Below are 21,842 nucleotides of genomic sequence, written 5' to 3'. Positions count from 1 at the left end.
CCGCATCATACTCCGTCATTGCGAGCGCAACGAAGCAATCCAGAATCCTTCCGCAGAGAAAGTCTGGATTGCTTCGTCGCAAGAGCTCCTCGCAATGACGGTGTGGAGACAGTGCGCGTCCCCCCAAACGAAAATGGCCGGGACGAAGCCCGGCCATTTCACAATCATTCGCGACTGCTCTTTTACGTATTCTTCAGCGCGACGCGGAATTCCGCCTCGGTCTTGGCCTTGACCTCGTCGAGCGAGACACCGTCGGCGAGCTCGATCAGGGCCATGCCGCCGTCGCCGTGCTTGTCGATGGTGAAGACCGCGAGATCGGTGACGACCATGTCGACCACACGCTCGCCGGTCAGCGGCAGATTGCACTTCTTCAGCAGCTTCGAGCCGTCCTTGGCCGAATGCTCCATCACGACGACGACGCGCTTGACGCCGGCGACGAGATCCATCGCGCCGCCCATGCCCTTGACCATCTTGCCGGGGATCATCCAGTTGGCGAGATCGCCGTTCTGGGCCACCTGCATGGCACCGAGGATCGACAGGTCCATGTGGCCGCCGCGGATCATCCCGAAGGAATCCGCGCTCGAGAAATACGAGGTCGACGGCAGCTCGCTCACGGTCTGCTTGCCGGCATTGATGAGGTCGGCATCCACCTCGTCCTCATAGGGGAACGGGCCCATGCCGAGCATGCCGTTCTCGCTCTGGAGGCTGACATCGACGCCGTCGGGGATGAAGTTCGAGACCAGCGTCGGGATGCCGATGCCGAGATTGACGTAGTAGCCGTCACGCAGTTCCTTCGCGGCGCGCGCGGCCATCTGTTCACGGGTCCAGGCCATGTGAGTCTCCTGATACGCTTAGGCGGCGTTACGCGGGCGGGTGTTGCGGAATTCGATGCGCTTCTTGGCCGTGCCGACCTCGACGATGCGCTTCACGAAGATGCCGGGCGTGTGGATGTGGTCGGGATTGAGTTCACCGGCCGGAACCAGATGCTCGACCTCGGCCACCGTGATCTTGGCGGCAGTCGCCATCATCGGGTTAAAGTTGCGCGCGGTCTTGCGGTAGATCAGGTTGCCGGCGGTGTCGCCCTTCCAGGCGTGCACGATGGCGAGGTCGGCGAACAGGCCGCGCTCCATCAGGTACTTCTCGCCGTCGAACTCCTTCACTTCCTTGCCTTCGGCGATCAGCGTGCCGACGCCGGTCTTGGTGTAGAAGGCCGGGATACCGGCGCCGCCGGCGCGGATGCGCTCGGCCAGTGTGCCCTGAGGATTGAATTCGAGTTCCAGCTCGCCGGCCAGGAATTGCTGGGCGAACAGCTTGTTCTCGCCAACATAGGACGAGATCATCTTCTTGATCTGGCGGGTTTCGAGCAGGCGGCTGAGGCCGATGCCGTCAACGCCGGCATTGTTGGAGACGAACGTCAGGCCCTTGACGCCGGACTCGCGGATCGCGTCCGACAGCGCCTCGGCGATGCCGCAGAGGCCGAAGCCGCCCGACATGATCATCATGTTGTCTTTCAGAACGCCTTCGAGAGCCGACTTGGCGTCGGGATAGACCTTGTTCATGCAAATAACCTTCGGGTGAACCTTTGGCTGGCAGGCCGTCGCGCCTCATTGGCGGCGATTATTAGGCGAAATCCTCCAAAGCCGTCAATGATACGGGGTTCTCCGTTCCGCCCTCCGGTGATAGAAGCTGCCCACGCCGTGGGCAGACCCGTCCGCGGCCTTGAAAGCGACAAGAAAACCCATCAAGTTGCGGGGGTTGGGCGTGGGCACGCAGGTTTCTCGGTCCGCCCTTCTGGCTCCAGCGACCAACCCGTTCAGGACATGCCATTGACCATGGCCCAAGGAATGAAGCGCCTCGGGACGCCGATCGCGGCGCTGCTCGGCCTCGCGCTGATCGCCCTGATCGCGACCTCCTGGCTCATCAACCGCGACGCGCTGCGCAAGGCGGTGGAAACGCAGATCCGCGACGTCACCGGGCTCGAGCTCAGCGTGGCAGGCAGTATCGACATTTCGGTGCTGCCGGCGAGCTACATTTCCTTCCATGACGTCGGCCTGAAGGGCGGCGGCACCAGCGATCCCGCGCTCCATGTCGACGTGCTCACCGCCAATCTCCGGCTGCTGCCGCTGCTGCTGCAGCGGTTCGAGATCGCCGACCTGACGCTGCTGCGGCCGCGCATCCATGTCAGCCTGAAGCAGGATGGCGAAAGCAACTGGACGCCCTTCATCCAGACCATTGCGCGCACCATGAAGCCGGGCGCCGACAATCAGGTCTCGTTCTCCGAGATCAGGATCCAGGACGGGGTGCTCAATTACGAGGACGTCGCCACCCACGCCTCCGAGAAGTTCGAGGACATCGACCTGTCGCTGGCCTGGCCCTCGATCTCGCGGTCGTTCGCCGCGACCGGACAATTCGACTGGCGCGGCGAGCGCGTCGACGGCTCGATCAGCTTCGCCGATTTCGTCGCCGCCCTCTCCGGCGACCGCTCCGGGCTGAAGGCGCGGATCGCCAGCGCCCCGCTCAAGCTCGCCTTCGACGGCAGCGTCGCCAACCGCACCAGCCCGATGATGGAAGGCACGCTCACCATCGACAGCCCGTCCTTGCGCAACGCGCTGCGCTGGACCGGCCAGCCGCAGCCCGGCAGCGGCGGCTTCGGCCGCTTCGCGCTGAAGGCGCGCGCCAATGTCGTCGGCGCCTCGATCGCGCTCACCAACGTCAATGTCGAGCTCGACGGCAACACCGCCGAGGGCGTGATGACCTACGCCAATAACGGCCGGCAGACGCTGCAAGCGACGCTTGCCGCCGACGCGCTCGACTTCACACCTTATATTTCGACCTTCCGCCTGCTCGCCAGCGGCGCCCGCGACTGGAACAGGCAGCTGTTCGATCTCAACGGGCTTTCGACCACCGACCTCGACATGCGCCTGTCGGCAGCCAGGCTGACAGTCGGGACGTCGAAGCTCGGCCGCACCGCGATCGGCGCCAACTTGCGCAACGGCACGCTGGCGCTCTCGGTCGGCGAAGCTCAGGTCTATGGCGGCATCGCCAAGGGCTCGTTCGGGATCGCGCGCTCCGACACCGTCGCCGACGTCAAGGCGCAATTCCAGTTCACCGATGTCGATCTTCAGGCCTGCGCCTCCGAATTGTTCGGCCTCAACAAGCTGTCCGGCCGCGGCAACATCAACGTCTCGCTGCTGGCCTCCGGCTCGAGCCCGTTCGGCCTCGTGCAGTCGCTCGACGGCACTGCCACCGTGACCGGACACGACGGTGCGATCTCGGGATTCAACGCCGAGCAGCTCCTGAAGCGGCTGGAACGGCGGCCGCTGTCGGGTGGCGGCAATTTCCGCAACGGCTCGACCCCTTATGACAATCTCACCATCGCGGTGAAATTCTCCGATGGGATCGCCACCGCCGAGGACATCCGCATCGAAGGGCCGGCGGCGAAGATCACGCTGACGGGTACCGCCTCGGTGCCGACGCGCGAATACGACATGAAGGGCGTGGCGAGCCTCAATACGACGTCCGGCTTTCAATTGCCCTTCATGGTGCAGGGGCCCTGGGACGATCCCCTGATCTTCCCCGACCCTGAAAGCCTGATCCGCCAGTCGCCTGCGGCGTCTCCCTTCCTGGACCTCCTGAAGCGGCGCATCACCGGCGAGAAGCACCCTGCGCCGGCAGATTCGCCGACGGCCGAGAACGCCAAGGAAAACGCGAAGTCGAATTAGCCCCGAGCGGATCGGCTACGGAGGCGTCTCCACCAAAGCATGAGAAGCGTCCGTATTTCGCCACGATGATTTCATACCTGAGGTTGAGGCAGGATGAGACATCGCCGAATGGGAAGTTTTGGAAGATACCGGGTGGCCGCGATCGTCGCGGCTCTCGGCTTCACGACCATGGTGAACGCGCAGAACGTTTCGCAGCCGAACGCCGGTGATCGGCCCCCCGCTCCACTCCTGCCCGCCGGGAAAGTCATTTTCGACGCCGCTGTGGCTCGTGCGAACCAAGGCACGAATGGCTTCGGCTCGCCCCCTTCGTTTCCACTGCCCTCGTGCGGATTCCCTCACGGCCTGTGCGGCGCGGTGAACCGCGACGGTACGCTTGCGGTGCCGCCCGAATATGATTGGGTCGATACCTTCCATGAAGGCCGCGCGCTGGTGCGATCGAACGGCCGCTACGGCTATGTCGACACAAGCGGTCGCGTGATCGCAAAGCCGCAATATCCGATCGCAGATCGCTTCTCTCGCGGATTTGCGCAGATCGACGTCGGCGGACGGTCCGGCCTGATCGACTTGGACGGCAAGACGGTGCTTGAGCCCAAGTTCGGCTACGTCGTTCCCTTCACCGAGAGGGTCTTCTTTGCCACCGAGAGACGGACCACATCGGAAGGCATTGCGGGCACGGAGCAATTCATCCACGGGATTTTTGAACTGTTCGGCGCGATCGCAGACGGCAGGACGATCGCGGCGGCAGGCAAATGGGGTCTCGTGGACCGCTCCGGCGCCTGGCTTGTTCCGCCCTCTCTCGACGCGATCCTGCCGTATGACACCGACGGTTCAGCGCTCATGCTGGCAAGGGTCGATTCCGGATGGGGCGCGATACGTCCCGACGGGAGCTGGGAGCTCGAACCAAAATTCCAGCATCTTGGTTCGTTCATCGACGGGATGGCCTCCGCAAAGATCAATGACCGCTGGGGTTTCATCGATCGCTCGGGACGCTTCAAGATCGAGCCAAAATTTGAGAGCGTCCATCAATTTTCACGCGACGCCAGATTTACGCCTGCCCGCCTGAAGGGGAGATCGGGCCTGATAAATCGTTCCGGCGAATGGGTCGTCCAGCCCCAGTACGAGAACATATTTTTGAAGGAGACCACGAAAGGGTCCTGGGACATTCAGAACGAGAAGAAGCACGGCCTTCTCGATGAAGACGCCAAGGTCGTTGTCCCGCCCTCGTTCGACCTTGCATTCGGACGATGCGCCAACGGGCGTATTGTCGGTGAGATCGACAAGAAGCCGCGGATTCTCGACGAGGATGGTAGGCCGATCGAACCGCAGGAAGGTGAGCTATCAAGGCCCGTGACCTGCGACGGACCTTATATCCTCAAGATCGGCGATAAATTTGCCTATGCTTCAGCCGATCTCACGCCGATGACGTCGCAGCGGTTTGATCGTGCCGGCCCCTTCTACAACTCTCTCGCCGTCGCCGGTCTTGGTGACAAGTTCGGATTATTGCGAGCTGATGCCACCTGGGCCGTCGAGCCCATTTTCGACGCGATCTCGCCCGGATTGCCGAACGGTTCGGTTCTGGCGCGAGTGGGTGACAGGAACGGCATCATCGATGCCTCGACTGGTGCGTGGATCACCACGCAGCGTTTTGAACGCATCTGCCACATCCGCCCTGATATGGCCATGGCATTCGAGGATGGCAGACGCGGCATCCTCGATGCCCACGGTTCATGGTTGATCAAGCCACGGGATGGGCGGATCGGCATTCGGCTCCAGGACGGCCTGGTCCCGGCGCAATCGGGCGAGCGCTGGGGCTTTGCCGACGTGGAGGGGACGCTGGCAATCGAGGCAAGATATGACGCGCCCACGTTCTTCGATCGCGGCATCAATTGGGCCAGAACCGGTGAAGCCTGGTGTCCAATCGATCGCAGGGGACAGCCGATCGAAGGCCTTCAATGCCAGCCGTCGGACCCGCTGAAGAGACAGTTCGGCGTATTTGCGTGTCAGCTCTGAGGCCCTGAGCCCCTCATACGAATTGATCCGGCCGAATTGATGCGGCGATTGGATCGATGCGCGGATTAAGCATCTGCGCTGGCCCGACACCCCACGACCTATGTCTGACAAGATGCCGCTAGATCGGCTGACGGCCATGCGCTAGTGTTTTATACGACCGGTTAAAAACACCGGCCGTTTGAGGGAGAAAAACGTGAGATCCAAGGTTATTGGCGCAGTATCATTGGCGGTCGCTGCGGCCGGGCTGTTTGCAGCCGCTGCACCCGCATTTGCGCAGCAGAAGACGATCACGGTCTGGTGGGGCAAGGGCTTCTATCGGTCCGAAGACGACGCGCTGATCGAGACGATCAAGAAGTTCGAAGCCAAGACCGGCATCAAGGTCGAATTGTCGCAGTACGCGATCCAGGACATGATTCCGAAGACGGTCGCCGCGCTCGATGCCGGCACCGTGCCCGATGTCGCCTATTCCGATTCCTACGACGTGCAGGCCCAGGGCAAGTGGGCCTATGAGGGCAAGCTCGAGGACCTCTCCGACGTCATGGAGCCGATCAAGGACCGGTTCGTGCAGAACACGCTGGACGCGTCGATCCTCTACAACGACGTCACCAAGAAGAAGGCCTATTACGGCTTCCCGCTGAAGCAGCAGAGCATGCATGTCGAGATCTGGAACGACATGCTGGAGAAGGCCGGCTTCAAGCTCGCCGACATCCCGACCGACTGGGCGGGCTACTGGACGTTCTGGTGCGACAAGGTCCAGCCGGGTATCCGTAAAGCCACCGGCCAGCGCATCTACGGCGTCGGCCAGCCGATGGGCGTGGAATCCACCGATGCCTTCCAGTCGTTCTACACCTTCATGGACGCCTACCACGTCAAGCTGGTCGACGACGACGGCAAGCTCCTGGTCGACGATCCCAAGGTGCGCGAGAATCTGATCAGCGCGCTGAAGGACTACACCGACACCTATATCAAGGGCTGCACGCCGCCCTCTTCCACGACCTGGAAGGATCCGGACAACAACGTCGCCTTCCACAACAAGACCATCGTGATGACCCACAACTTCACGATCTCGATCGCGGCGAAGTGGTTCGAGGACTCGCAGAACCAGGCTCTGACCCAGGAGCAGCGTGACGCCGGCAAGAAGGCCTATGAGCAGGACATCGTCACGGCGTCCTTCCCGAAGGCGCCGGATGGTTCGACCATCCGCTACCGCTCCGACGTCAAGACCGGGCTGGTGTTCACCGCGGCCAAGAACAAGGCCGAGGCCAAGCAGTTCATCAGCTTCCTGCTCCAGGAAGAGAACGTGCGTCCCTATATCGAGGGCGCGCTCGGCCGCTGGTTCCCGGTGACGAAGGAAAGCCAGGCCAGCCCGTTCTGGCAGGCCGACAAGCACCGCAAGGCGGTCTACGCCCAGTTCACCGGCGGTACCGCCGCGTTCGACTTCACCAAGAACTGGAAGTTCACGATCCTCAACAACGAGAACGTGTGGGCGAAGGCGATGAACCGGGTCGTCAGCGAGAAGGTCCCGGTCGACAAGGCCGTCGACGAACTGATCGCCCGCATCAAGCAGGTTGCAGGCTAAGTTCTCTTTCTTCCTCTCCTCGCTGGCGCGGGGAGAGGCTAAACGCTAATACCGGCCGCCTCGTGCGGCCGGAAGTCCTTTCAAAGAGTCCTGAAGAATGGCGATCACGCTCTCTGGCGATCAGTCGATGCCCGCCCCACCCCTGTCGTCGCGGCTGACCCCGGCGCAGGTCTGGGGCATCGTGCTGCTCGCGCCCTATCTGCTCGTCTTCCTCGCCTTCGTCGTCTATCCCGTCTGCTACGGGCTGTGGCTGGCGCGGGCCCCGTCGAATTATGTCGCGCTGTACCACGATCCGATCTTCGCGCGCGCCGCGATCAACACGCTGATCTTCCTGGTCATCGGTATCAACATCAAGATGCTGATCGCGCTGTTCCTGTCCGGCTTCTTCGCGCAGCAGCGCACCTGGATCAAATGGCTCTCGGTGATCTTCATCCTGCCCTGGGCGGTGCCGTCGATCCCGACCATCCTGTCGGTGCGCTTCATGCTCAATCCCGAATGGGGCGTGATCAACCACCTCATCTTCTCCTTCACCGGCGATGACGGCCCGAACTGGCTGAACGACCCGACCGTGGCGCTTGCCATGGCGATCGGCGTGCACATCTGGAAGTCGCTGCCGTTCTGGACGCTGATCCTGATCACCGGACGCCTTGCGATCGCGCACGATCTGTTCGAGGCCGCCGAGGTCGATGGCGCAAGCTGGTGGCAGAAATTCCGCTACATCACCTGGCCGTCGATGCAGACGCTCTACGTCACCTGCACGCTGCTCTCGATGATCTGGACGCTCGGTGACTTCAACAGCGTCTATCTGCTCACCGGCGGTGGCCCGGCCGACCTCACGCATGTGCTGGCGACGCTCGGCATCCGCTATCTCCGGCTCGACCAGCTTTCGCTCGCGATGGCCTCCATCGTCTGCGCGATGCCGTTCGTCCTGCCGCTCGTGTATTTCATGATGAAACGGTTGTCGCGATGAAGCTTCCCGGCGTAAGCGAGTTTTCCTGGCGCGACGTCGCGACCGAAGCACGGTTGCTGCTGATCGGCATTCCCGTGTTCCTGTGGACGATGATTCCGATCTACCACATGTTCCTGTTCGCGATCTCCCCGAAGGAGGACGCGTTTTCGGGCAAGCTGTGGCCGGATCATCCGACGCTGCACAACTTCGAGATCGTGTTCAAGCAGCAGCACTACTTCCTGCGCGACTTCTATGTGCAGTTCTGGAATTCGACACTGATCGCGGCCGCCGTCGGCGCGCTGACGCTGTTCATTGCCACCGCGGCTGCGTTCTCGATCTCGCGACTGAAGGTGCCGGGCGGACGCATGGTGCTGAACCTCGCGCTCTTCACGTATTTCATCCCGGCGGCGTTCCTCGCGGTGCCGATGTACCGCACCATGGGCAATTACGGCCTGCTCAACAATCACTGGTCGCTGATCCTGGCCATGGTGACAATCGCCAGCCCCTACGCGATCTGGGTGCTCAAGCAGGCCTCCGACAAGCTGCCGGTCGAGCTGGATGAAGCCGCGGTGATGGACGGCGCCACGACGCTCCAGATCTTCCGCCTGGTCTACCTGCCGCTGATGATGCCCTCGCTGGTCGCGATCGGCACCTATGCGGTGCTGCTTGCCTGGAACGAATATCTCTACGCGTTCCTGCTTCTGTCCAACGACCGCGAGATCACCCTCCCCGTCGCGCTCGGCAACTTCCTCGCTGCCGACGATTCCCCGTGGGAACTGCTGATGACCACCGGCTTCATTTACGCGCTGCCGCCGGCCGCAGTCTATTACGCCTTCCGCCGCTACATGGTGGGCGGGCTTACGGCAGGTGCGGTGAAATCGTAGCAACCGCCCGTCATTGCGAGCGAAGCGAAGCGATCCAGAATCTTGCCGCGGCGACTGCCTGGATTGCTTCGTCGCAAGTGCTCCTCGCAATGACAGCCGTGACCTACAGCGGCGCCGCACTCTCGCCCTGCGAGCTCGACAGTTTCGAGGCAAGCGAGGCGATGACGATGACCACCGCGATCAGGGCGATCACCAGCGTGCAGATCGCGTTGATCTCGGGCTTCACGCCAAGCCGCACCTCCGAATAGATCCGGATCGGCAGCGTCGCCGAGCCGGGGCCGGTGGTGAAACTCGCGATCACGAGATCGTCGAGCGAGAGCGTAAAGGCCAGCATCCAGCCCGCCACGATCGCGGGCGCGATCAGCGGTAGCGTCACGGCGACGAACGCGCGAACCGGGTTGCAGCCGAGGTCCATCGCCGCCTCCTCCAGCGAACGGTCGAGCGAGCCGAGGCGGGACTGCACGACGACAGCGACGAAGCACATCGTCAGCGTGGTATGCGCGATCGTCACCGTCCAGAAGCCGCGCTCGGCGTTGAGCGCGACGAACAACAGCAGCAGCGACAATCCAGTGATCACCTCCGGCATCACCAGCGGGGCATAGAGCATGCCCGAGAACAGCGTGCGCCCGCGAAAACGCTCGCCGCGCGACAGCGCAACGGCTGCGAGCGTGCCGAGCAGCGTCGCGATGGTCGCGGAGGAGACCGCGACCCGCAGGCTCATCCAGGCCGCCTCGATCATGGCGCGGTCATTGAAGAACTCGTGGTACCAGCGCAGCGACCAGCCGCCCCACACCGTGACCAGCCGCGAGGCATTGAAGGAGTAGATGACGAGGATGAGGATCGGCAGATAGAGGAATGCCAGGCCCAATGCGAGCGAGGCGATGTTGAAGTGGGACAGGCGGGAGACCTTGCGCATCGCCTCACCGCCCCTGTTCCAGCTGCCGCTTCTGCAGCCGTTCGTACAGCAGAAGCGGCACCAGCAGCACCACCAGCAGCACGATGGCCGCGGCGGAGGCGACCGGCCAGTCCTTGTTGGTGAAGAATTCGAGCCACAGGGTCTGGCCGATCATCAGCGAATTGGAGCCGGCCAGAAGGTCCGGAATCACGAACTCGCCCACGATGGGGATGAAGCACAGCAGCACGCCCGCCCCGACGCCGGGCAGCGACAGCGGAAAGGTCACGAGCCAGAACACCTGCCAGGGCGGCGCGCCGAGATCGCCGGCCGCCTCCTCGAGCATCGGCTCCATCTTCGCGAGCGTGGCGTAGAGCGGCAGGATCATGAACGGCAGATAGGAATAGACGATGCCGATATACATCGCACTGTCGGTCGAGAGCCACACCACGGGCTGGCTGACCAGATGCAGCGCCAGCAGGATCTGGTTCAGCAGGCCGTCATGCTGGAGGATGTTGATCCAGGCGTAGATGCGGATCAGGAACGAGGTCCAGAACGGCACGATCACCAGCACCATCGCCACCGCCTGCCAGCGTTTCGGCAACCGCGCCATGCCATAGGCAATGGGATAGCCGATCACGAGCAACAGCGCAGTCGCGGTGACGGCGACGGTGAGGCTGCGGACATAGGCAAATACATAGATGTCGTCGGACGCAAGCAGCTTGAAATTGTCGATCGACAGCGCGGCAAAGGCGGCCTTCAGCACCTCCCATCCCGCCATCAGGTCGAACACCGGCTCGTAAGGCGGCTGCGCGATCGCCGTCTGCGACAGGCTGATCTTGAGCACGAAGCCGAACGGCACCAGGAAGAACAGCACCATCCAGACATAGGGGACGATCGCGGCAAAGCGCGCCGGCCGCGCGAAGATACGGCGGGAGCTCATGACGACAGCACCACGCAATCATCAGGCGTGAACCAGGCGACGACGTGCTGGTTCAGGCTGTAGGCGTCGACGTCGAGGCGCGCGCTGTTGGGGACCGAAGCCTGCAGGATTCCGCCAGAATCGAGCTTCACCTTGTAGGTGGTGGTGCCGCCCAGATAGCAGATGTCGGCGACCACGCCGTCCAGGCTGTTGATCGCCGTCTCACGACCAGCCTCGCTCACCGGAGCGCGGCGCGACAGCTTGACCTTTTCAGGACGAATCGCGACCGACAATTTTCCGGCGCCGACCGCTTCGCGCGGCTCGGCCACCACCAGCGTACCCGCATCACGCGTGCCAATGACCAGACGATGACCATCGCGCAATCTGGACTCGGCGTCGAACAGATTGATGTCGCCGACGAACTCCGCGATCCAGCGCGAGCGCGGTGCCTCGTAGAGCTCGCGGGGGCTCGCGACCTGGGCGAGCCTGCCGGCCTTCATCACGCCGATCCGGCTCGCCATCGTCATCGCTTCCTCCTGGTCGTGGGTGACGATGATGAAGGTCATGCCGAGCCGGCGCTGCAGCTCCATCAGCTCGCCCTGCGTGCTCTCGCGCAGCTTCTTGTCGAGCGCGGCGAGCGGCTCGTCGAGCAGCAGGAGCTGCGGCCGGCGCGCCAATGCACGCGCCAGCGCCACGCGCTGACGCTGACCGCCGGAGAGCTGGTCGGGTTTGCGCTTCTCAAGCCCCTCGAGCTTCACCAGCGCGACCATCTCCGCCACGCGCGCGGCGATGTCGCCGCGTGCCAAGCCGGCGCGCTTCAGGCCGAACGCGATGTTGTCGCGCACGGAGAGGTGCGGGAACAGCGCGTAGTTCTGGAACATCATGTTGATCGGGCGCTCATGCGGCAGCGCCTGCGCGATGTCCTTGCCGCCGAGCAGGATGCGCCCCTCATCCGGCGCCTCGAAGCCGGCGAGCATGCGCAGAAGCGTGGTCTTGCCGCAGCCGCTCGGGCCAAGCAGCGCAAAAAACTCGCCGGCCTTGATGTCGAGCGACACGCCGTCCACGGCGCGGAACGTCCCAAAGGACTTGGCGACGCCCTCGATGCGCAGTAGCGGCTGGCCCGCAGGAAGCGCATCTCCGCCGGCCGCACCCGCCGCGGCGTCTGTTCTGGGCAACTCGTCCGTCATGGTCCCTGCCAACCCCGATTCCGCCGCACGCTAGCGGCCGATCGTCCCTAGCTCAACCGGTTCGGGGAAGATCGCTCACATCACATTCGCCATGAACGCCGCCAGCGCGTCGCGTTCAGCCGCCGGCATCGTCAGGCCGAGCTTGGAACGGCGCCACAGAATATCCTCGGGAAAACGCGCCCATTCGCGGGTCATCAGATAGCGCACTTCGGCGCCGGTCAGTTCGGGGCCGAAGGCGGGGCCGAGTTCGTCGCGCGTCTTTGCATCACCCAGCACCGCGGGCAGCCGCGAGCCGTAGGCCGCGACCAGACGCTGGGCCTGCGGCTCGGAGAGAAAGCGCCAGCGGTCGCGCGCGAGGTCGACTTCGGTGTCGAAACGACCCCAGGCAAAGTCCCCGCCGGGCAGCGCGGCGCCGGCGGTCCAGCGCGGCGACATCGGATAGAACGGCGTCAGCCGCGTCACCGCCCGTTCCGCGCGCAGGCGAGAGGTGGTGACGTCGCCCCCGAACATCGTGATCAGCGGCGCCTTGCGCCGGCCCGCGTGGAACAGCGTCGTCCCGTCGCGCCGCCGCGCCAGCGTCAGGTTGACGCCGGAGACCGTGCGCACCACGTCGGTGGGCGCGACACGCTCGCGGAAATAGCGGCTGGCCGCCTCGCAGAGATAGCTGACGTCGGTCCCAGGCATCGCCACGATCGCGGGATCGCCTGTGAAATCATGAGTGACCGTGCCGATCAGCGTGAACTCCCGCTCGAACGGGCTTGCGAAGATCAGCCGCCCATCGCTGTTCTGGAAGACGTAGACGTTATCGGACTCGAACAGCCTGGGCACGATAATCTGGCTCATTTGCATGGCCGCCATGGTGGGCTGCGGCTGGCGCAGCACGGTCTCTGCGACAATCGACGTCCAGCCGCCGGTGGCATTGGCCAGCGCCCGGGCCGTGATCGCGCCGCGATGGCCGCGATCGACCACTGCAAGGCGCCATGTGTCGGTTCGATCGGCGCGGACACAGCGAGCCCCGGTCCGGATCGCGGCGCCACGTTCGGCGGCATCCAGCGCCGTCAGCACCACCAGGCGGGAATCATCGACGACGCAGTCCGAATATTCGAAAGCCGTGCCGAACGGGCGCTTCAGCGCGTTGCCGACCGAATGGTGCGTGATGTCGAGGGTCGTCGCGACAGGCAGGCCGCTCCGACTGGTAAGGCTGTCATAGAGGTACAAGCCGGCGCGCAGCAGCCAGGGTGGACGCTCCTCGGAATGGGCCGGGATCACGAAACGCATCGGCCGGACCAGATGCGGCGCGATGGCAAGCCAGGTCCGGCGCTCGGCCAAAGCCCGGCGCACCCGCCAAAAACCGCGGCGTTCCAACACCGACAGATCGCCATGGATCAGCCGCGGCGTCGCGGATGACGCCGCGCCGCCGAGATCGCCCTGCTCCAACAGAATGACACGCAGGCCGCGGCCGGCGGCATCGCGGGCGAGGCTGACACCGTTCAGGCCGCCGCCGATGATCGCAAGGTCGTAATCCGCCATGAGGCCGTCGAATGGGAGCTGAGCGCCCGCCATCACTAGAGCCATTTCCGTTCCGATGAAATCGGAACGAAGCTCTGGATTGTTGTTTTGACGCGTTTTCTTGACGCGAACCGGTATCCACTTGGCTCGAAAGCGCTCTAGCCGGTCTTGAGCGCAAGCTCCATGGTCTCGGTGCGGCCGACGAGGCCGGCATATTTCCCGATCGGCAGCGGCTTGCCGAGCAGGTAGCCCTGCACGCCGTCGCAGCCCTCCTTGGCAAGGAAGGCGAGCTGATCGAGGGTCTCGACGCCCTCGGCGATGATTGACATTTCGAGGCCGTGGCCGAGATCGATCACGGCGCGCACGATGGCTGCCGATTGCGGATTGCGGCCGAGATTGATGATGAAGGCGCGGTCGATCTTGATCTTGTCGAACGGGAACGCCTGGAGATAGCTCAGCGAGGAATAACCGCTGCCGAAATCGTCCATGGAGATGCGCACGCCGAGCGCCTTCAGCCGGCGTAGCAGTGCAAGACCCCGATCAAAGTCCTCGATCAGCACGCCCTCGGTGATTTCCAGCTCCAGCCGGCCGGGTGCGAGGCCCGTCTCGATCAGGATTGAATGGACCAGCCCGACCACGTCGCCGTGCATGAACTGCGCCGGCGACAGGTTGACCGCGACCTGGAGCGGCTTCGGCCAGGACGCCGCCTCGCGGCATGCCTCGCGCAGGATCCACTCGCCCATCTCGACGATCAGGCCGCTCTCTTCGGCGATCGGGATGAATTCGGCCGGCGAGACCTGGCCGCGGACCGGATGCTGCCAGCGCGCCAGCGCCTCGAAGCCAATGATGTCGCTCTCGGCGACGCTGAGGCGCGCGATGCCCTGCGGCTGGAAGGCCAGCGACAGCTCGCCGTTCTTGATCGCCATCGAGAGGTCCTGGTGCAGCACGCGGCGGTCGCGGATCTGCTGGTCCATCTCAGGCTGGTAGAGGCTGATCGTACCGCGCGATTTCTGCTTGGCGCGGAACAGCGCCGCGCCGGCATTGGCCAGCAGCGCCGCGCCGTCGGCACCATTATGCGGAAAGATCGACATGCCGGTGGTGGCGCCCGCGCGAACCGCCCGGCCGTCGATCTGGAATTCCCGGGCAACGGCCTCGCCGATCTGCTGTGCCAGCGCAAGGCCCGCCTCCGGCTGCTTACCGTCGATGATCAGGCCGAACTCGTCGCCGGACAGGCGCGCCACCACGCCGCCGCGCGCGGAATCCTGGAGCCGCTGGGCCACCTCGATCAGGAGCTTGTCGCCGAGCGCATGACCGAAGACGTCGTTGACCTCCTTGAGGCCGTCGAGGTCGACGCAGAGCACGGCGAACTCCTCGCTGGTGCCTTCGCAGGCCTCGATCATCTGGGTCAGCGCCTGAAGGAAGGCGGCGCGGTTCGGCAAATCGGTGAGGCCGTCGTGATAGGCCATATGCGCCATGCGCGACTCGGTCTGCCGGCGGTCGGTGACGTCTTCGTGGGTCTTGATCAGATATTGCGGCTCGCCGGCATCGCTGAGCACGGTCGCCCGCCGGGTCAGGAACAGCCGCAGGCCGTCCTTGGTGGAGATCGGGTGCTCCTCGGTGATCATCCCGCGCTTCTTGATCGCGGCCTCGTCGCGCGCGATGATCAGCTTGGCTTCCTTGGGATTGAAGATGTCGGAGGCGGTCAGGCCCGTGGCATCTTCGCGCCGGCGGTTGAGGATCGTCTCCGCGCTGCGATTGGCGAGCAGGTAGCGGCCATCCTTGACCTGCTCCACGATCAGCGCCACCGGAATGTTGTCGACCACGAGCTCGAGGAACTTCTTGGTGCTCTCCAGCTCCTGCGAGAGCGAGCGGCGGTCGGTGATATCCTCGAACACGAGCATCAGGAATTCGGGCTTGTTGCTCTCGTTGCGGACCACGATCCGCATCGAGGCAACCATGCGCCTCTCACCGCCGCGGTCGACCTCGAATTCATTGCGGAACTGGCCGTCCGGCGAATTCAGGGCCGCCCGATCGGCCGCCTCGATGCCGGCCGCCGAGATGGGCGCGAACAGCTCACGCGCATTCTTGCCGACGACGTGGTCGCGCGAGAAACCCCAGAACCGTTCATAGGCGCTGTTGGCGAAGATGTAACGGCCGTCCTCGATGTTCTTCGCGGCGACGCAGGCCGGAACGTTGTCGAGCACGGTTTCCAGGAATTGCTTGGTGGAGGCGAGCTGCCGTGACAGCTTCCGCTGATCGCTGACGTCCAGATGCGTCGCGACCGAGCCGCCGTTCGGCAACACGAAATATTTCACCAGGATGGCGCGGCCATCAGGCAGTTCGGTGATCAGGCCGTTGGGGCTCGCCGCCTTCTCGTAGAATTCGTCGTCGGAGACGCCGCCGAGGACCCCGCGCTGGCGACGCAGCTCGAGGATGTCGTAGCCGGTCATGCCGGTCCACAGATCCGAACGGGTCAGGCCGTAGATCTCGAGATAGCGGTCGTTGCAGAAGATGATGCGCCGCTGTGCATCCGTCATCACCACGCCCTGGTTGAGATTGTTCATGGCGGAGGAGACGAAGGCGTTGCGCCGCAACTGCAAACGCTTGGTCCGGCGCAGCGAGGAATGGATCCACAGCGCGATCGCGGCCAGGAACGCACAGACGACGATGCCGCCGATCAGGGCTTCCCAGACCAAATTGGGATCGAGCTTGCCGAGATAGCTCGGCGGGGCGAAGCTGTCCGAGAGCGCAAAGGCGCGCGCGGGCGCGACCGCGCTGCCCAGGCACACGACGGCCTGCACAGCAATCGGAAGCGTGCTGCCCACGTGCCAGTTCTTCTCAGCCATCAGCCACCCGCGATTTCAACGTCGGATTGTCTGGCCTCGCGGGTTTGGATCGGGTAAACGCCTGTACGCGCAACAGAAAAATGTGACGCCAAATACGGCAATTGCCCTGACATGATAAATGCTTCCTTAATGGAAAACGGCCCCGCGCCGTCGCTCTCAGGCCCGACACCACCCTTGATTTCAACAGACAGCTTGCACAACCATGGATAAGGTCGACTGCGTCGTCATCGGAGCCGGCGTGGTCGGGCTCGCGGTGGCTCGAAAGCTCGCCCAGGCCGGGCGCGAGGTGATCGTGCTCGAGGAAGCCGAGGCCATCGGCACCATCACCTCCTCGCGCAACAGCGAGGTGATCCATGCCGGGATCTATTACCGCGCCGGAAGCTGGATGGCGCGCATGTGCGTCAGCGGCAAGCATGCGCTGTACCGCTATTGCGGCGAGCGCGGCATCCCGCACAAGAACTGCGGCAAGCTGATCGTCGCGACCAGCGCCAAGGAGACCGAGAAGCTGCAATCGATCAAGGCGCATGCCGAGGCCAATGGCGTGCTCGACATGCAGCTGCTCACGGGCGAGGCCGCACGCGCGCTGGAGCCGGCGCTCGCCTGCGATGCCGCGCTGCTCTCGCCATCGACCGGCATCATCGACAGCCACGCCTACATGCTCTCGCTGCGCGGCGAGGCCGAGGCAGCCGGCGCGGCCTTTGCGTTTCACACCCCGCTGATCCGCGCCAAGGCGGTCGGCGATTTGATCGAGATCGAGGCCGGCGGCGAAGCGCCGATGACGCTGCAATGCGGCCTGCTCGTCAACGCCGCGGGGCTCTCGGCGACGAATGTGGCGCGACACATCGACGGCATGCCGGTTGACCGGATTCCGCCGGCCTATCTCGCCAAGGGAAATTATTTCAGCTGCAACGCCAAGGCGCCGTTCTCGCACCTGATCTATCCGGTGCCCGAGCCAGGTGGGCTCGGCGTGCACCTGACGCTGGACATGGCCGGGCAGGCACGCTTCGGCCCCGACGTCGAGTGGATCGAGACGATCAACTACGAGGTCGATCCATCACGCGCCGAGCGCTTCTATCCGGCGATCCGGAAATACTGGCCGACGCTGCCCGACGGCGCGCTGATGCCGAGCTATTCAGGTATTCGTCCGAAGATCGTACCGCCGGCGGTGGCCACGCAGGATTTCTTGATGCAGGGCCCGCGCGATCACGGCGTCGAAGGCCTGATCAACCTGTTCGGCATCGAATCGCCGGGGCTGACGTCATCGCTCGCGATCGCGGATCACGTCGCCGAGCTCGCGCAAATCTAGGCGCCGCGCAAACATGTCACGCGGCGTGCGCACCTTCTGGCAGGGATGAGCGCAACAGCTCTCACCCCTGCGTGAAAGGGTACGTTCAACTTGACGCTGTTACGGGGGTTACTAGTGGAGCGTGTCGCCGGTGTGCTTCAGACGCTCGATCTGGTCCTTGACCATCAACTTCCGTCGCTTCAACTCAACAATTTGCAGGTCGTCTGTTGAAAGGTGCACGAGAGCTTCGTGCAATTCGTTTTCGAGCGTTTTGTGCTTCCGTTCCAATTCAACCAGATGTGCCTGAATTGTCATTCGAAACCTCCTCGGTAGGGGTAAACCTTGGATTCGATCCGGACGAGCAAGTGTACATCACCGATTCGTTCTGTCGATGAATATCCGTCGTCGCGGTGTCATTTTTGAAAATTCATATGTAACGAAGCGTGAGTAAGGAACCACGCTGGAAAAATCCATGATATCAACGTGCTTGCGCAACACCGCTGCGAATCGTCGAAATATCTTGCGAGAGTTCGGTGAGCGGCGGCCCGAGATCGCTTGCGATCACGGCGCGCAAGGACGATAATTTCCACAGGGCATCCACAGCCTTGAATCTCACGCCCATCGGGTTTTCGGCCACCGCAAACATGACCAATGAAGACGAGCGTGAGCTCGAAGCCGAGCTCACCCGGTTGCAGCAGGAACACCGAGATCTCGATGCCGCGATCGACGCGCTGCATCAGTCGCCTGCCCCCGACCTGTTGCGGTTACAGCGGTTGAAGAAGCGCAAGCTGTTGTTGCGCGACCGTATCGCGTTCATCGAAGACCAGATCACGCCGGACATCATCGCCTGATCCGCACGGTCCTTTTCGCAGCGGCTCGCCGCATGTGAATCCGCTTGACTCGAAAAGAACAAAATAGGAACATTTGGACATCCCACCGCCCCAGGAAACGCCCACGAAACACCCGAGGACAATGCAGATGTCGACAACCGCCCTTCTCGACAACAGCCATTATGAACAGGCCTGCGACCAGGCGATCGCGATGTGCGACGGCAATCTGCGCAGCACCATCAAGGCGTTGATCATGGCCAACGAATACCTGGAAGCAGAGCTGGAAGAATTGCAGGCCGCGATTTCAGCCGGCTGCATTCCCGAGACCGCGCGCAGCAAATTGCGGAGCAACAGCAGCGCCGCCTGAGTTCAACATCGGAGCAACGCCATGTCGGATGTGACCTACTACGTTGCAATGCCCTTCCTGATCGATGCCGACGGATCGCCTGTCGCGGGCGCCGCGGAGGAATGCCAGAGCTCGGCGGCCGCGTTGCGGCGCGCCGAGATCCTGGCGCACGGTGCCGGCCATATCGGCGCGGTTGCGTTCAGCCGCAGCGGCGATCCCATGACCGGCGAATTCGGCGACGCCACGCTGCTGCGCAAATTCGGCAACGTGCCGGAATATCTGGCCACGCTGTAAGGGTTGTTGCTCGAGCACGATCTCCTCGCAACGCTGTCCGCGTTTGTCGCGCAGGAAAACCGCTGCACGGTTTGCGCGAACGCGGCCCTTCGGGTCCGGATCATGCGCTAGTTGCTGATCAGCCTGATCCGCGGCTCGTGCCGCCGGTGTGCCTTGCGCACATACATGGCGGCATCAGCCTCCTCCAGCGCACGGCCGGCATCGGACTGCGCACCCAGCAGCGCGACACCGGCGGAAGCGCCCGCGCTCACGCGCTGACCGCGAAAGGCAAACGACAATTCGTCGATCGCCTGCTCGAAGGCCGCAGCCTTCGCCTTGGCGTCGGTCTCGCTGAGATTCCAGAGCAGCAGCGCGAACTCGTCGCCGCCAAGCCGGCCGACGACGTCCGAGGCGCGGATCTGCCGCGTCAGCGCGCCGGCGATCGCCTTCAGCACCTCGTCTCCGGCGGCATGGCCGAAGGAATCGTTGATCGGCTTCAGGCGATCGACGTCGAGTACGATCAGCGCGCCGGTGGCGCGGTAGCGCTTCATGTAGGCGATGGCGCGCGCGAGCTCGCGCTCGAAGCCGCGCCGGTTCGGAATCTCGAGCAGGAAATCGGTGTCGGCCGCAGCTTCCAGTTCCGCGACCCGCCGCTCCGCCTCCTTGAGCTTGCTCCGCAGGCCACGGATGGTCGCCCTGGTGGCGTCGGCTGCCGACGCTCCGCGCGGCGCCGGCCTGGCCGAGCGCTTTGCCAGCCCCTTGGGGGCGGCTCTGGAGCGGCTGGCGCTGGTCTTCCGGCCCTTTTTGGCCTTCGCAGCGTTCGCCCTTTTTGGTTTCTTCATGGGCATCCTGCTCAATGAAGGCTTGCGGGGATTCACCAAGACAGGATAGTGCATTCCCTTCTCCTTGCCACCGCCTTGCGAGCCACCGGCCGGAACCGTTAATCTGGCCTATCTTTCTGTTTTCCGAGCACAATTGACGTCATGACCGCGCCGATCGCCATCATCATGGGAAGCCAGTCGGACTGGGAGACGATGCGGCATGCCGCCGACACGCTCGCAGCGCTCGGCGTTGTCGCCGAGACCCGCATCGTTTCGGCACACCGCACCCCCGACCGGCTGTTTGCATTCGCCAAGGGCGCCAAGGCGGCAGGCTACAAGGTCATCATCGCCGGTGCAGGTGGCGCTGCGCATCTGCCCGGCATGGCGGCGGCGCTGACGGAACTGCCGGTGTTCGGCGTTCCCGTCGAATCCCGGACACTCAAGGGTATCGATTCGCTCTATTCGATCGTGCAGATGCCCGCGGGCATCCCGGTCGGCACCCTCGCCATCGGCAAGGCCGGCGCGATCAACGCGGCGCTGCTTGCAGCCTCGGTGCTCGCATTGTCCGACCCGGCCCTGTCCGACCGTCTCGTCGCCTGGCGCAAGGCACAAACCGAGGCGGTTGCCGAGCGTCCGGAGGACAAGGCGTGACTGACGCAAAGCAGGTGAAGCTGAAGCCCGGCGACACCATCGGAATCCTCGGCGGCGGACAATTGGGGCGAATGCTGGCCATGGCTGCGGCGCGGCTCGGCCTGCGCTGCCAGGTATTCTCGCCCGATCCGGACTCGCCGGCCTTCGACGTCGTGCTGAACGCGACCTGCGCCGAATATGCCGACGTCGAGGCGCTCGAGATGTTCGCCGGCGACGTCGACGTCATCACCTACGAATTCGAGAACGTGCCGTCCGCCGCCGCGATGGTGCTCGACGCGCGCCGCCCGGTGCTGCCCAACCGCAAGATCCTCGAGACGACGCAGGACCGGCTCGCCGAGAAGGATTTCGTCACGAAGCTCGGCATCGGCACGGCCGCTTACGCCGACGTCACCTCGGTGGCTTCGTTGCGCGAGGCGATTGTCAGGATCGGCCTTCCGGCCGTGCTGAAGACCCGCCGCTTCGGCTATGACGGCAAGGGCCAGGCCATCATCCGCGAGGGCGACGACATCGCCAAGGTGTGGACCAGTCTCGCCACCAAATCGGCGATCCTCGAAGCCTTCATCCCGTATGAACGCGAGATCTCCGTGATCGCCGCGCGCTCCGCCACGGGCCAGGTCGAATGTTTCGACGTCACCGAGAACGAGCACCGCGATCACATTCTGAAGATCTCGCGCGCGCCCGCGCCGATCCCGGACGCGCTGGCCGAGGAAGCCCGCAGCATCGCCGGCAAGATCGCCGGCGCGCTCGATTATGTCGGCGTGCTCGCGGTCGAGATGTTCGTGCTCGCCAACGGCACCGGGCCGAAGGTGCTGGTCAACGAGATCGCCCCGCGCGTGCACAATTCGGGGCACTGGACCCTCGACGGCGCCTCGGTCTCGCAGTTCGAGCAACACATCCGCGCCATTGCCGGCTGGCCGCTCGGCAAGCCAGTGCGCCACGGCGAAATCGTCACCATGACCAATTTGATCGGCGACGAGATCAACGATTACGAGAAGTGGCTGACCCTCCCGGGCGCGACCGTGCACATCTACGGCAAGGGCACGCCGCGTCCCGGCCGCAAGATGGGCCACGTCACCGAGGTCAGGCCGACGAAGGGCAAGTAGCGGGACTGCGGCGGATGCCGCGATCCCGCCTTT

At 63.9% G+C, this 21,842-nt stretch carries 20 protein-coding genes; 11 read left to right on the top strand and 9 right to left on the bottom strand.

Annotation, left to right across the window (positions count from 1 at the left end; genetic code table 11):
- Window positions 1-182 precede the first annotated feature (182 nt).
- Window positions 183-833 carry a 3-oxoacid CoA-transferase subunit B gene (locus JQ627_RS21265; protein WP_011089829.1) on the bottom strand — a complete coding sequence of 217 codons (651 nt, stop codon included), beginning with the start codon at window positions 831-833 and terminating at the stop codon, window positions 183-185.
- A gap of 18 nt (window positions 834-851) precedes the next feature.
- Window positions 852-1,559: a CoA transferase subunit A gene (locus JQ627_RS21260; protein WP_212486099.1), complete on the bottom strand. Its 708-nt coding sequence runs from the start codon at window positions 1,557-1,559 to the stop codon at window positions 852-854.
- Between the two features lie 273 nt (window positions 1,560-1,832).
- Between JQ627_RS21260 and JQ627_RS21255 the strand changes: the two genes are divergently transcribed.
- From JQ627_RS21255 to JQ627_RS21235, 5 genes are all read left to right on the top strand, one after another.
- On the top strand, window positions 1,833-3,722 hold the full coding sequence (locus tag JQ627_RS21255; RefSeq protein ID WP_212486173.1) for an AsmA family protein: 1,890 nt from the start codon (window positions 1,833-1,835) through the stop codon (window positions 3,720-3,722).
- Between the two features lie 132 nt (window positions 3,723-3,854).
- Window positions 3,855-5,732 carry a WG repeat-containing protein gene (locus tag JQ627_RS21250; RefSeq protein WP_212486098.1) on the top strand — a complete coding sequence of 626 codons (1,878 nt, stop codon included), beginning with the start codon at window positions 3,855-3,857 and terminating at the stop codon, window positions 5,730-5,732.
- A 193-nt stretch (window positions 5,733-5,925) separates the two neighbouring features.
- A complete protein-coding gene (locus JQ627_RS21245) occupies window positions 5,926-7,311 on the top strand; it encodes an ABC transporter substrate-binding protein (protein WP_212486097.1) in 1,386 nt (461 codons plus the stop codon).
- A 97-nt stretch (window positions 7,312-7,408) separates the two neighbouring features.
- Entirely contained in the window at window positions 7,409-8,281 is an 873-nt protein-coding gene (locus JQ627_RS21240) for a carbohydrate ABC transporter permease (protein WP_212486096.1), read from the top strand.
- Entirely contained in the window at window positions 8,278-9,144 is an 867-nt protein-coding gene (locus JQ627_RS21235) for a carbohydrate ABC transporter permease (protein WP_212486095.1), read from the top strand. Before JQ627_RS21240 ends, JQ627_RS21235 begins: the two co-directional genes overlap by 4 nt.
- Before the next feature lie 103 nt (window positions 9,145-9,247).
- Here the strand turns inward: JQ627_RS21235 and JQ627_RS21230 are convergent, their stop codons facing one another.
- The 5 genes from JQ627_RS21230 to JQ627_RS21210 form a co-directional block, all read right to left on the bottom strand.
- Window positions 9,248-10,060 carry an ABC transporter permease gene (locus JQ627_RS21230; RefSeq protein ID WP_212486094.1) on the bottom strand — a complete coding sequence of 271 codons (813 nt, stop codon included), beginning with the start codon at window positions 10,058-10,060 and terminating at the stop codon, window positions 9,248-9,250.
- Window positions 10,061-10,064: 4 nt separating this feature from the next.
- Window positions 10,065-10,979 carry an ABC transporter permease gene (locus JQ627_RS21225; RefSeq protein WP_212486093.1) on the bottom strand — a complete coding sequence of 305 codons (915 nt, stop codon included), beginning with the start codon at window positions 10,977-10,979 and terminating at the stop codon, window positions 10,065-10,067.
- Entirely contained in the window at window positions 10,976-12,145 is a 1,170-nt protein-coding gene (locus JQ627_RS21220; protein ID WP_212486092.1) for an ABC transporter ATP-binding protein, read from the bottom strand. Before JQ627_RS21220 ends, JQ627_RS21225 begins: the two co-directional genes overlap by 4 nt.
- A 75-nt stretch (window positions 12,146-12,220) precedes the next feature.
- A complete protein-coding gene (locus tag JQ627_RS21215; RefSeq protein WP_212486091.1) occupies window positions 12,221-13,675 on the bottom strand; it encodes a glycerol-3-phosphate dehydrogenase in 1,455 nt (484 codons plus the stop codon).
- Window positions 13,676-13,812: 137 nt separating this feature from the next.
- Complete coding sequence (locus tag JQ627_RS21210; RefSeq protein WP_212486090.1) at window positions 13,813-16,500, bottom strand: EAL domain-containing protein; 2,688 nt, start codon at window positions 16,498-16,500, stop codon at window positions 13,813-13,815.
- A gap of 202 nt (window positions 16,501-16,702) precedes the next feature.
- Here JQ627_RS21210 and JQ627_RS21205 point away from each other — a divergent pair, with 202 nt between their 5' ends.
- Window positions 16,703-17,806 carry an NAD(P)/FAD-dependent oxidoreductase gene (locus JQ627_RS21205; protein WP_212486089.1) on the top strand — a complete coding sequence of 368 codons (1,104 nt, stop codon included), beginning with the start codon at window positions 16,703-16,705 and terminating at the stop codon, window positions 17,804-17,806.
- 111 nt (window positions 17,807-17,917) lie between these two features.
- On the opposite strand, the gene JQ627_RS21200 is transcribed toward JQ627_RS21205, so the two are convergent.
- On the bottom strand, window positions 17,918-18,100 hold the full coding sequence (locus JQ627_RS21200; protein WP_008131172.1) for a YdcH family protein: 183 nt from the start codon (window positions 18,098-18,100) through the stop codon (window positions 17,918-17,920).
- A gap of 329 nt (window positions 18,101-18,429) precedes the next feature.
- Here JQ627_RS21200 and JQ627_RS21195 point away from each other — a divergent pair, with 329 nt between their 5' ends.
- From JQ627_RS21195 to JQ627_RS21185, 3 genes are all read left to right on the top strand, one after another.
- Window positions 18,430-18,636 carry a YdcH family protein gene (locus tag JQ627_RS21195; RefSeq protein WP_008546179.1) on the top strand — a complete coding sequence of 69 codons (207 nt, stop codon included), beginning with the start codon at window positions 18,430-18,432 and terminating at the stop codon, window positions 18,634-18,636.
- A 127-nt stretch (window positions 18,637-18,763) separates the two neighbouring features.
- Entirely contained in the window at window positions 18,764-18,982 is a 219-nt protein-coding gene (locus JQ627_RS21190) for a hypothetical protein (protein ID WP_212486088.1), read from the top strand.
- Between the two features lie 21 nt (window positions 18,983-19,003).
- Complete coding sequence (locus JQ627_RS21185; RefSeq protein WP_212486087.1) at window positions 19,004-19,255, top strand: hypothetical protein; 252 nt, start codon at window positions 19,004-19,006, stop codon at window positions 19,253-19,255.
- 107 nt (window positions 19,256-19,362) lie between these two features.
- Here the strand turns inward: JQ627_RS21185 and JQ627_RS21180 are convergent, their stop codons facing one another.
- Window positions 19,363-20,076, bottom strand: a complete 714-nt coding sequence (locus tag JQ627_RS21180; protein ID WP_212486086.1) for a GGDEF domain-containing protein — start codon at window positions 20,074-20,076, stop codon at window positions 19,363-19,365.
- Between the two features lie 141 nt (window positions 20,077-20,217).
- Between JQ627_RS21180 and purE the strand changes: the two genes are divergently transcribed.
- Complete coding sequence (gene purE / locus JQ627_RS21175) at window positions 20,218-20,706, top strand: 5-(carboxyamino)imidazole ribonucleotide mutase (protein WP_212486085.1); 489 nt, start codon at window positions 20,218-20,220, stop codon at window positions 20,704-20,706.
- Window positions 20,703-21,809 carry a 5-(carboxyamino)imidazole ribonucleotide synthase gene (locus tag JQ627_RS21170; protein WP_212486084.1) on the top strand — a complete coding sequence of 369 codons (1,107 nt, stop codon included), beginning with the start codon at window positions 20,703-20,705 and terminating at the stop codon, window positions 21,807-21,809. Before purE ends, JQ627_RS21170 begins: the two co-directional genes overlap by 4 nt.
- Window positions 21,810-21,842 lie beyond the last annotated feature (33 nt).

Origin of the sequence: Bradyrhizobium liaoningense, assembly GCF_018130785.1 — a bacterium.
Taxonomy (GTDB): domain Bacteria; phylum Pseudomonadota; class Alphaproteobacteria; order Rhizobiales; family Xanthobacteraceae; genus Bradyrhizobium; species Bradyrhizobium liaoningense_A.
The sequence above is the reverse complement of the archived record's forward strand: the minus strand, read 5'-3'. Positions and strand labels throughout refer to the sequence as shown.

Coding starts and splice junctions, on each gene's coding strand:
- JQ627_RS21265 (WP_011089829.1), bottom strand. CDS start 833: ATGGCCTGGACCCGTGAACAGATGGCCGCGCGCGCCGCGAAGGAACTG.
- JQ627_RS21260 (WP_212486099.1), bottom strand. CDS start 1,559: ATGAACAAGGTCTATCCCGACGCCAAGTCGGCTCTCGAAGGCGTTCTG.
- JQ627_RS21255 (WP_212486173.1), top strand. CDS start 1,833: ATGGCCCAAGGAATGAAGCGCCTCGGGACGCCGATCGCGGCGCTGCTC.
- JQ627_RS21240 (WP_212486096.1), top strand. CDS start 7,409: ATGGCGATCACGCTCTCTGGCGATCAGTCGATGCCCGCCCCACCCCTG.
- JQ627_RS21235 (WP_212486095.1), top strand. CDS start 8,278: ATGAAGCTTCCCGGCGTAAGCGAGTTTTCCTGGCGCGACGTCGCGACC.
- JQ627_RS21230 (WP_212486094.1), bottom strand. CDS start 10,060: ATGCGCAAGGTCTCCCGCCTGTCCCACTTCAACATCGCCTCGCTCGCA.
- JQ627_RS21225 (WP_212486093.1), bottom strand. CDS start 10,979: ATGAGCTCCCGCCGTATCTTCGCGCGGCCGGCGCGCTTTGCCGCGATC.
- JQ627_RS21220 (WP_212486092.1), bottom strand. CDS start 12,145: ATGACGGACGAGTTGCCCAGAACAGACGCCGCGGCGGGTGCGGCCGGC.
- JQ627_RS21215 (WP_212486091.1), bottom strand. CDS start 13,675: ATGGCGGATTACGACCTTGCGATCATCGGCGGCGGCCTGAACGGTGTC.
- JQ627_RS21210 (WP_212486090.1), bottom strand. CDS start 16,500: ATGGCTGAGAAGAACTGGCACGTGGGCAGCACGCTTCCGATTGCTGTG.
- JQ627_RS21205 (WP_212486089.1), top strand. CDS start 16,703: ATGGATAAGGTCGACTGCGTCGTCATCGGAGCCGGCGTGGTCGGGCTC.
- JQ627_RS21200 (WP_008131172.1), bottom strand. CDS start 18,100: ATGACAATTCAGGCACATCTGGTTGAATTGGAACGGAAGCACAAAACG.
- JQ627_RS21195 (WP_008546179.1), top strand. CDS start 18,430: ATGACCAATGAAGACGAGCGTGAGCTCGAAGCCGAGCTCACCCGGTTG.
- JQ627_RS21190 (WP_212486088.1), top strand. CDS start 18,764: ATGTCGACAACCGCCCTTCTCGACAACAGCCATTATGAACAGGCCTGC.
- JQ627_RS21185 (WP_212486087.1), top strand. CDS start 19,004: ATGTCGGATGTGACCTACTACGTTGCAATGCCCTTCCTGATCGATGCC.
- JQ627_RS21180 (WP_212486086.1), bottom strand. CDS start 20,076: ATGAAGAAACCAAAAAGGGCGAACGCTGCGAAGGCCAAAAAGGGCCGG.
- purE (WP_212486085.1), top strand. CDS start 20,218: ATGACCGCGCCGATCGCCATCATCATGGGAAGCCAGTCGGACTGGGAG.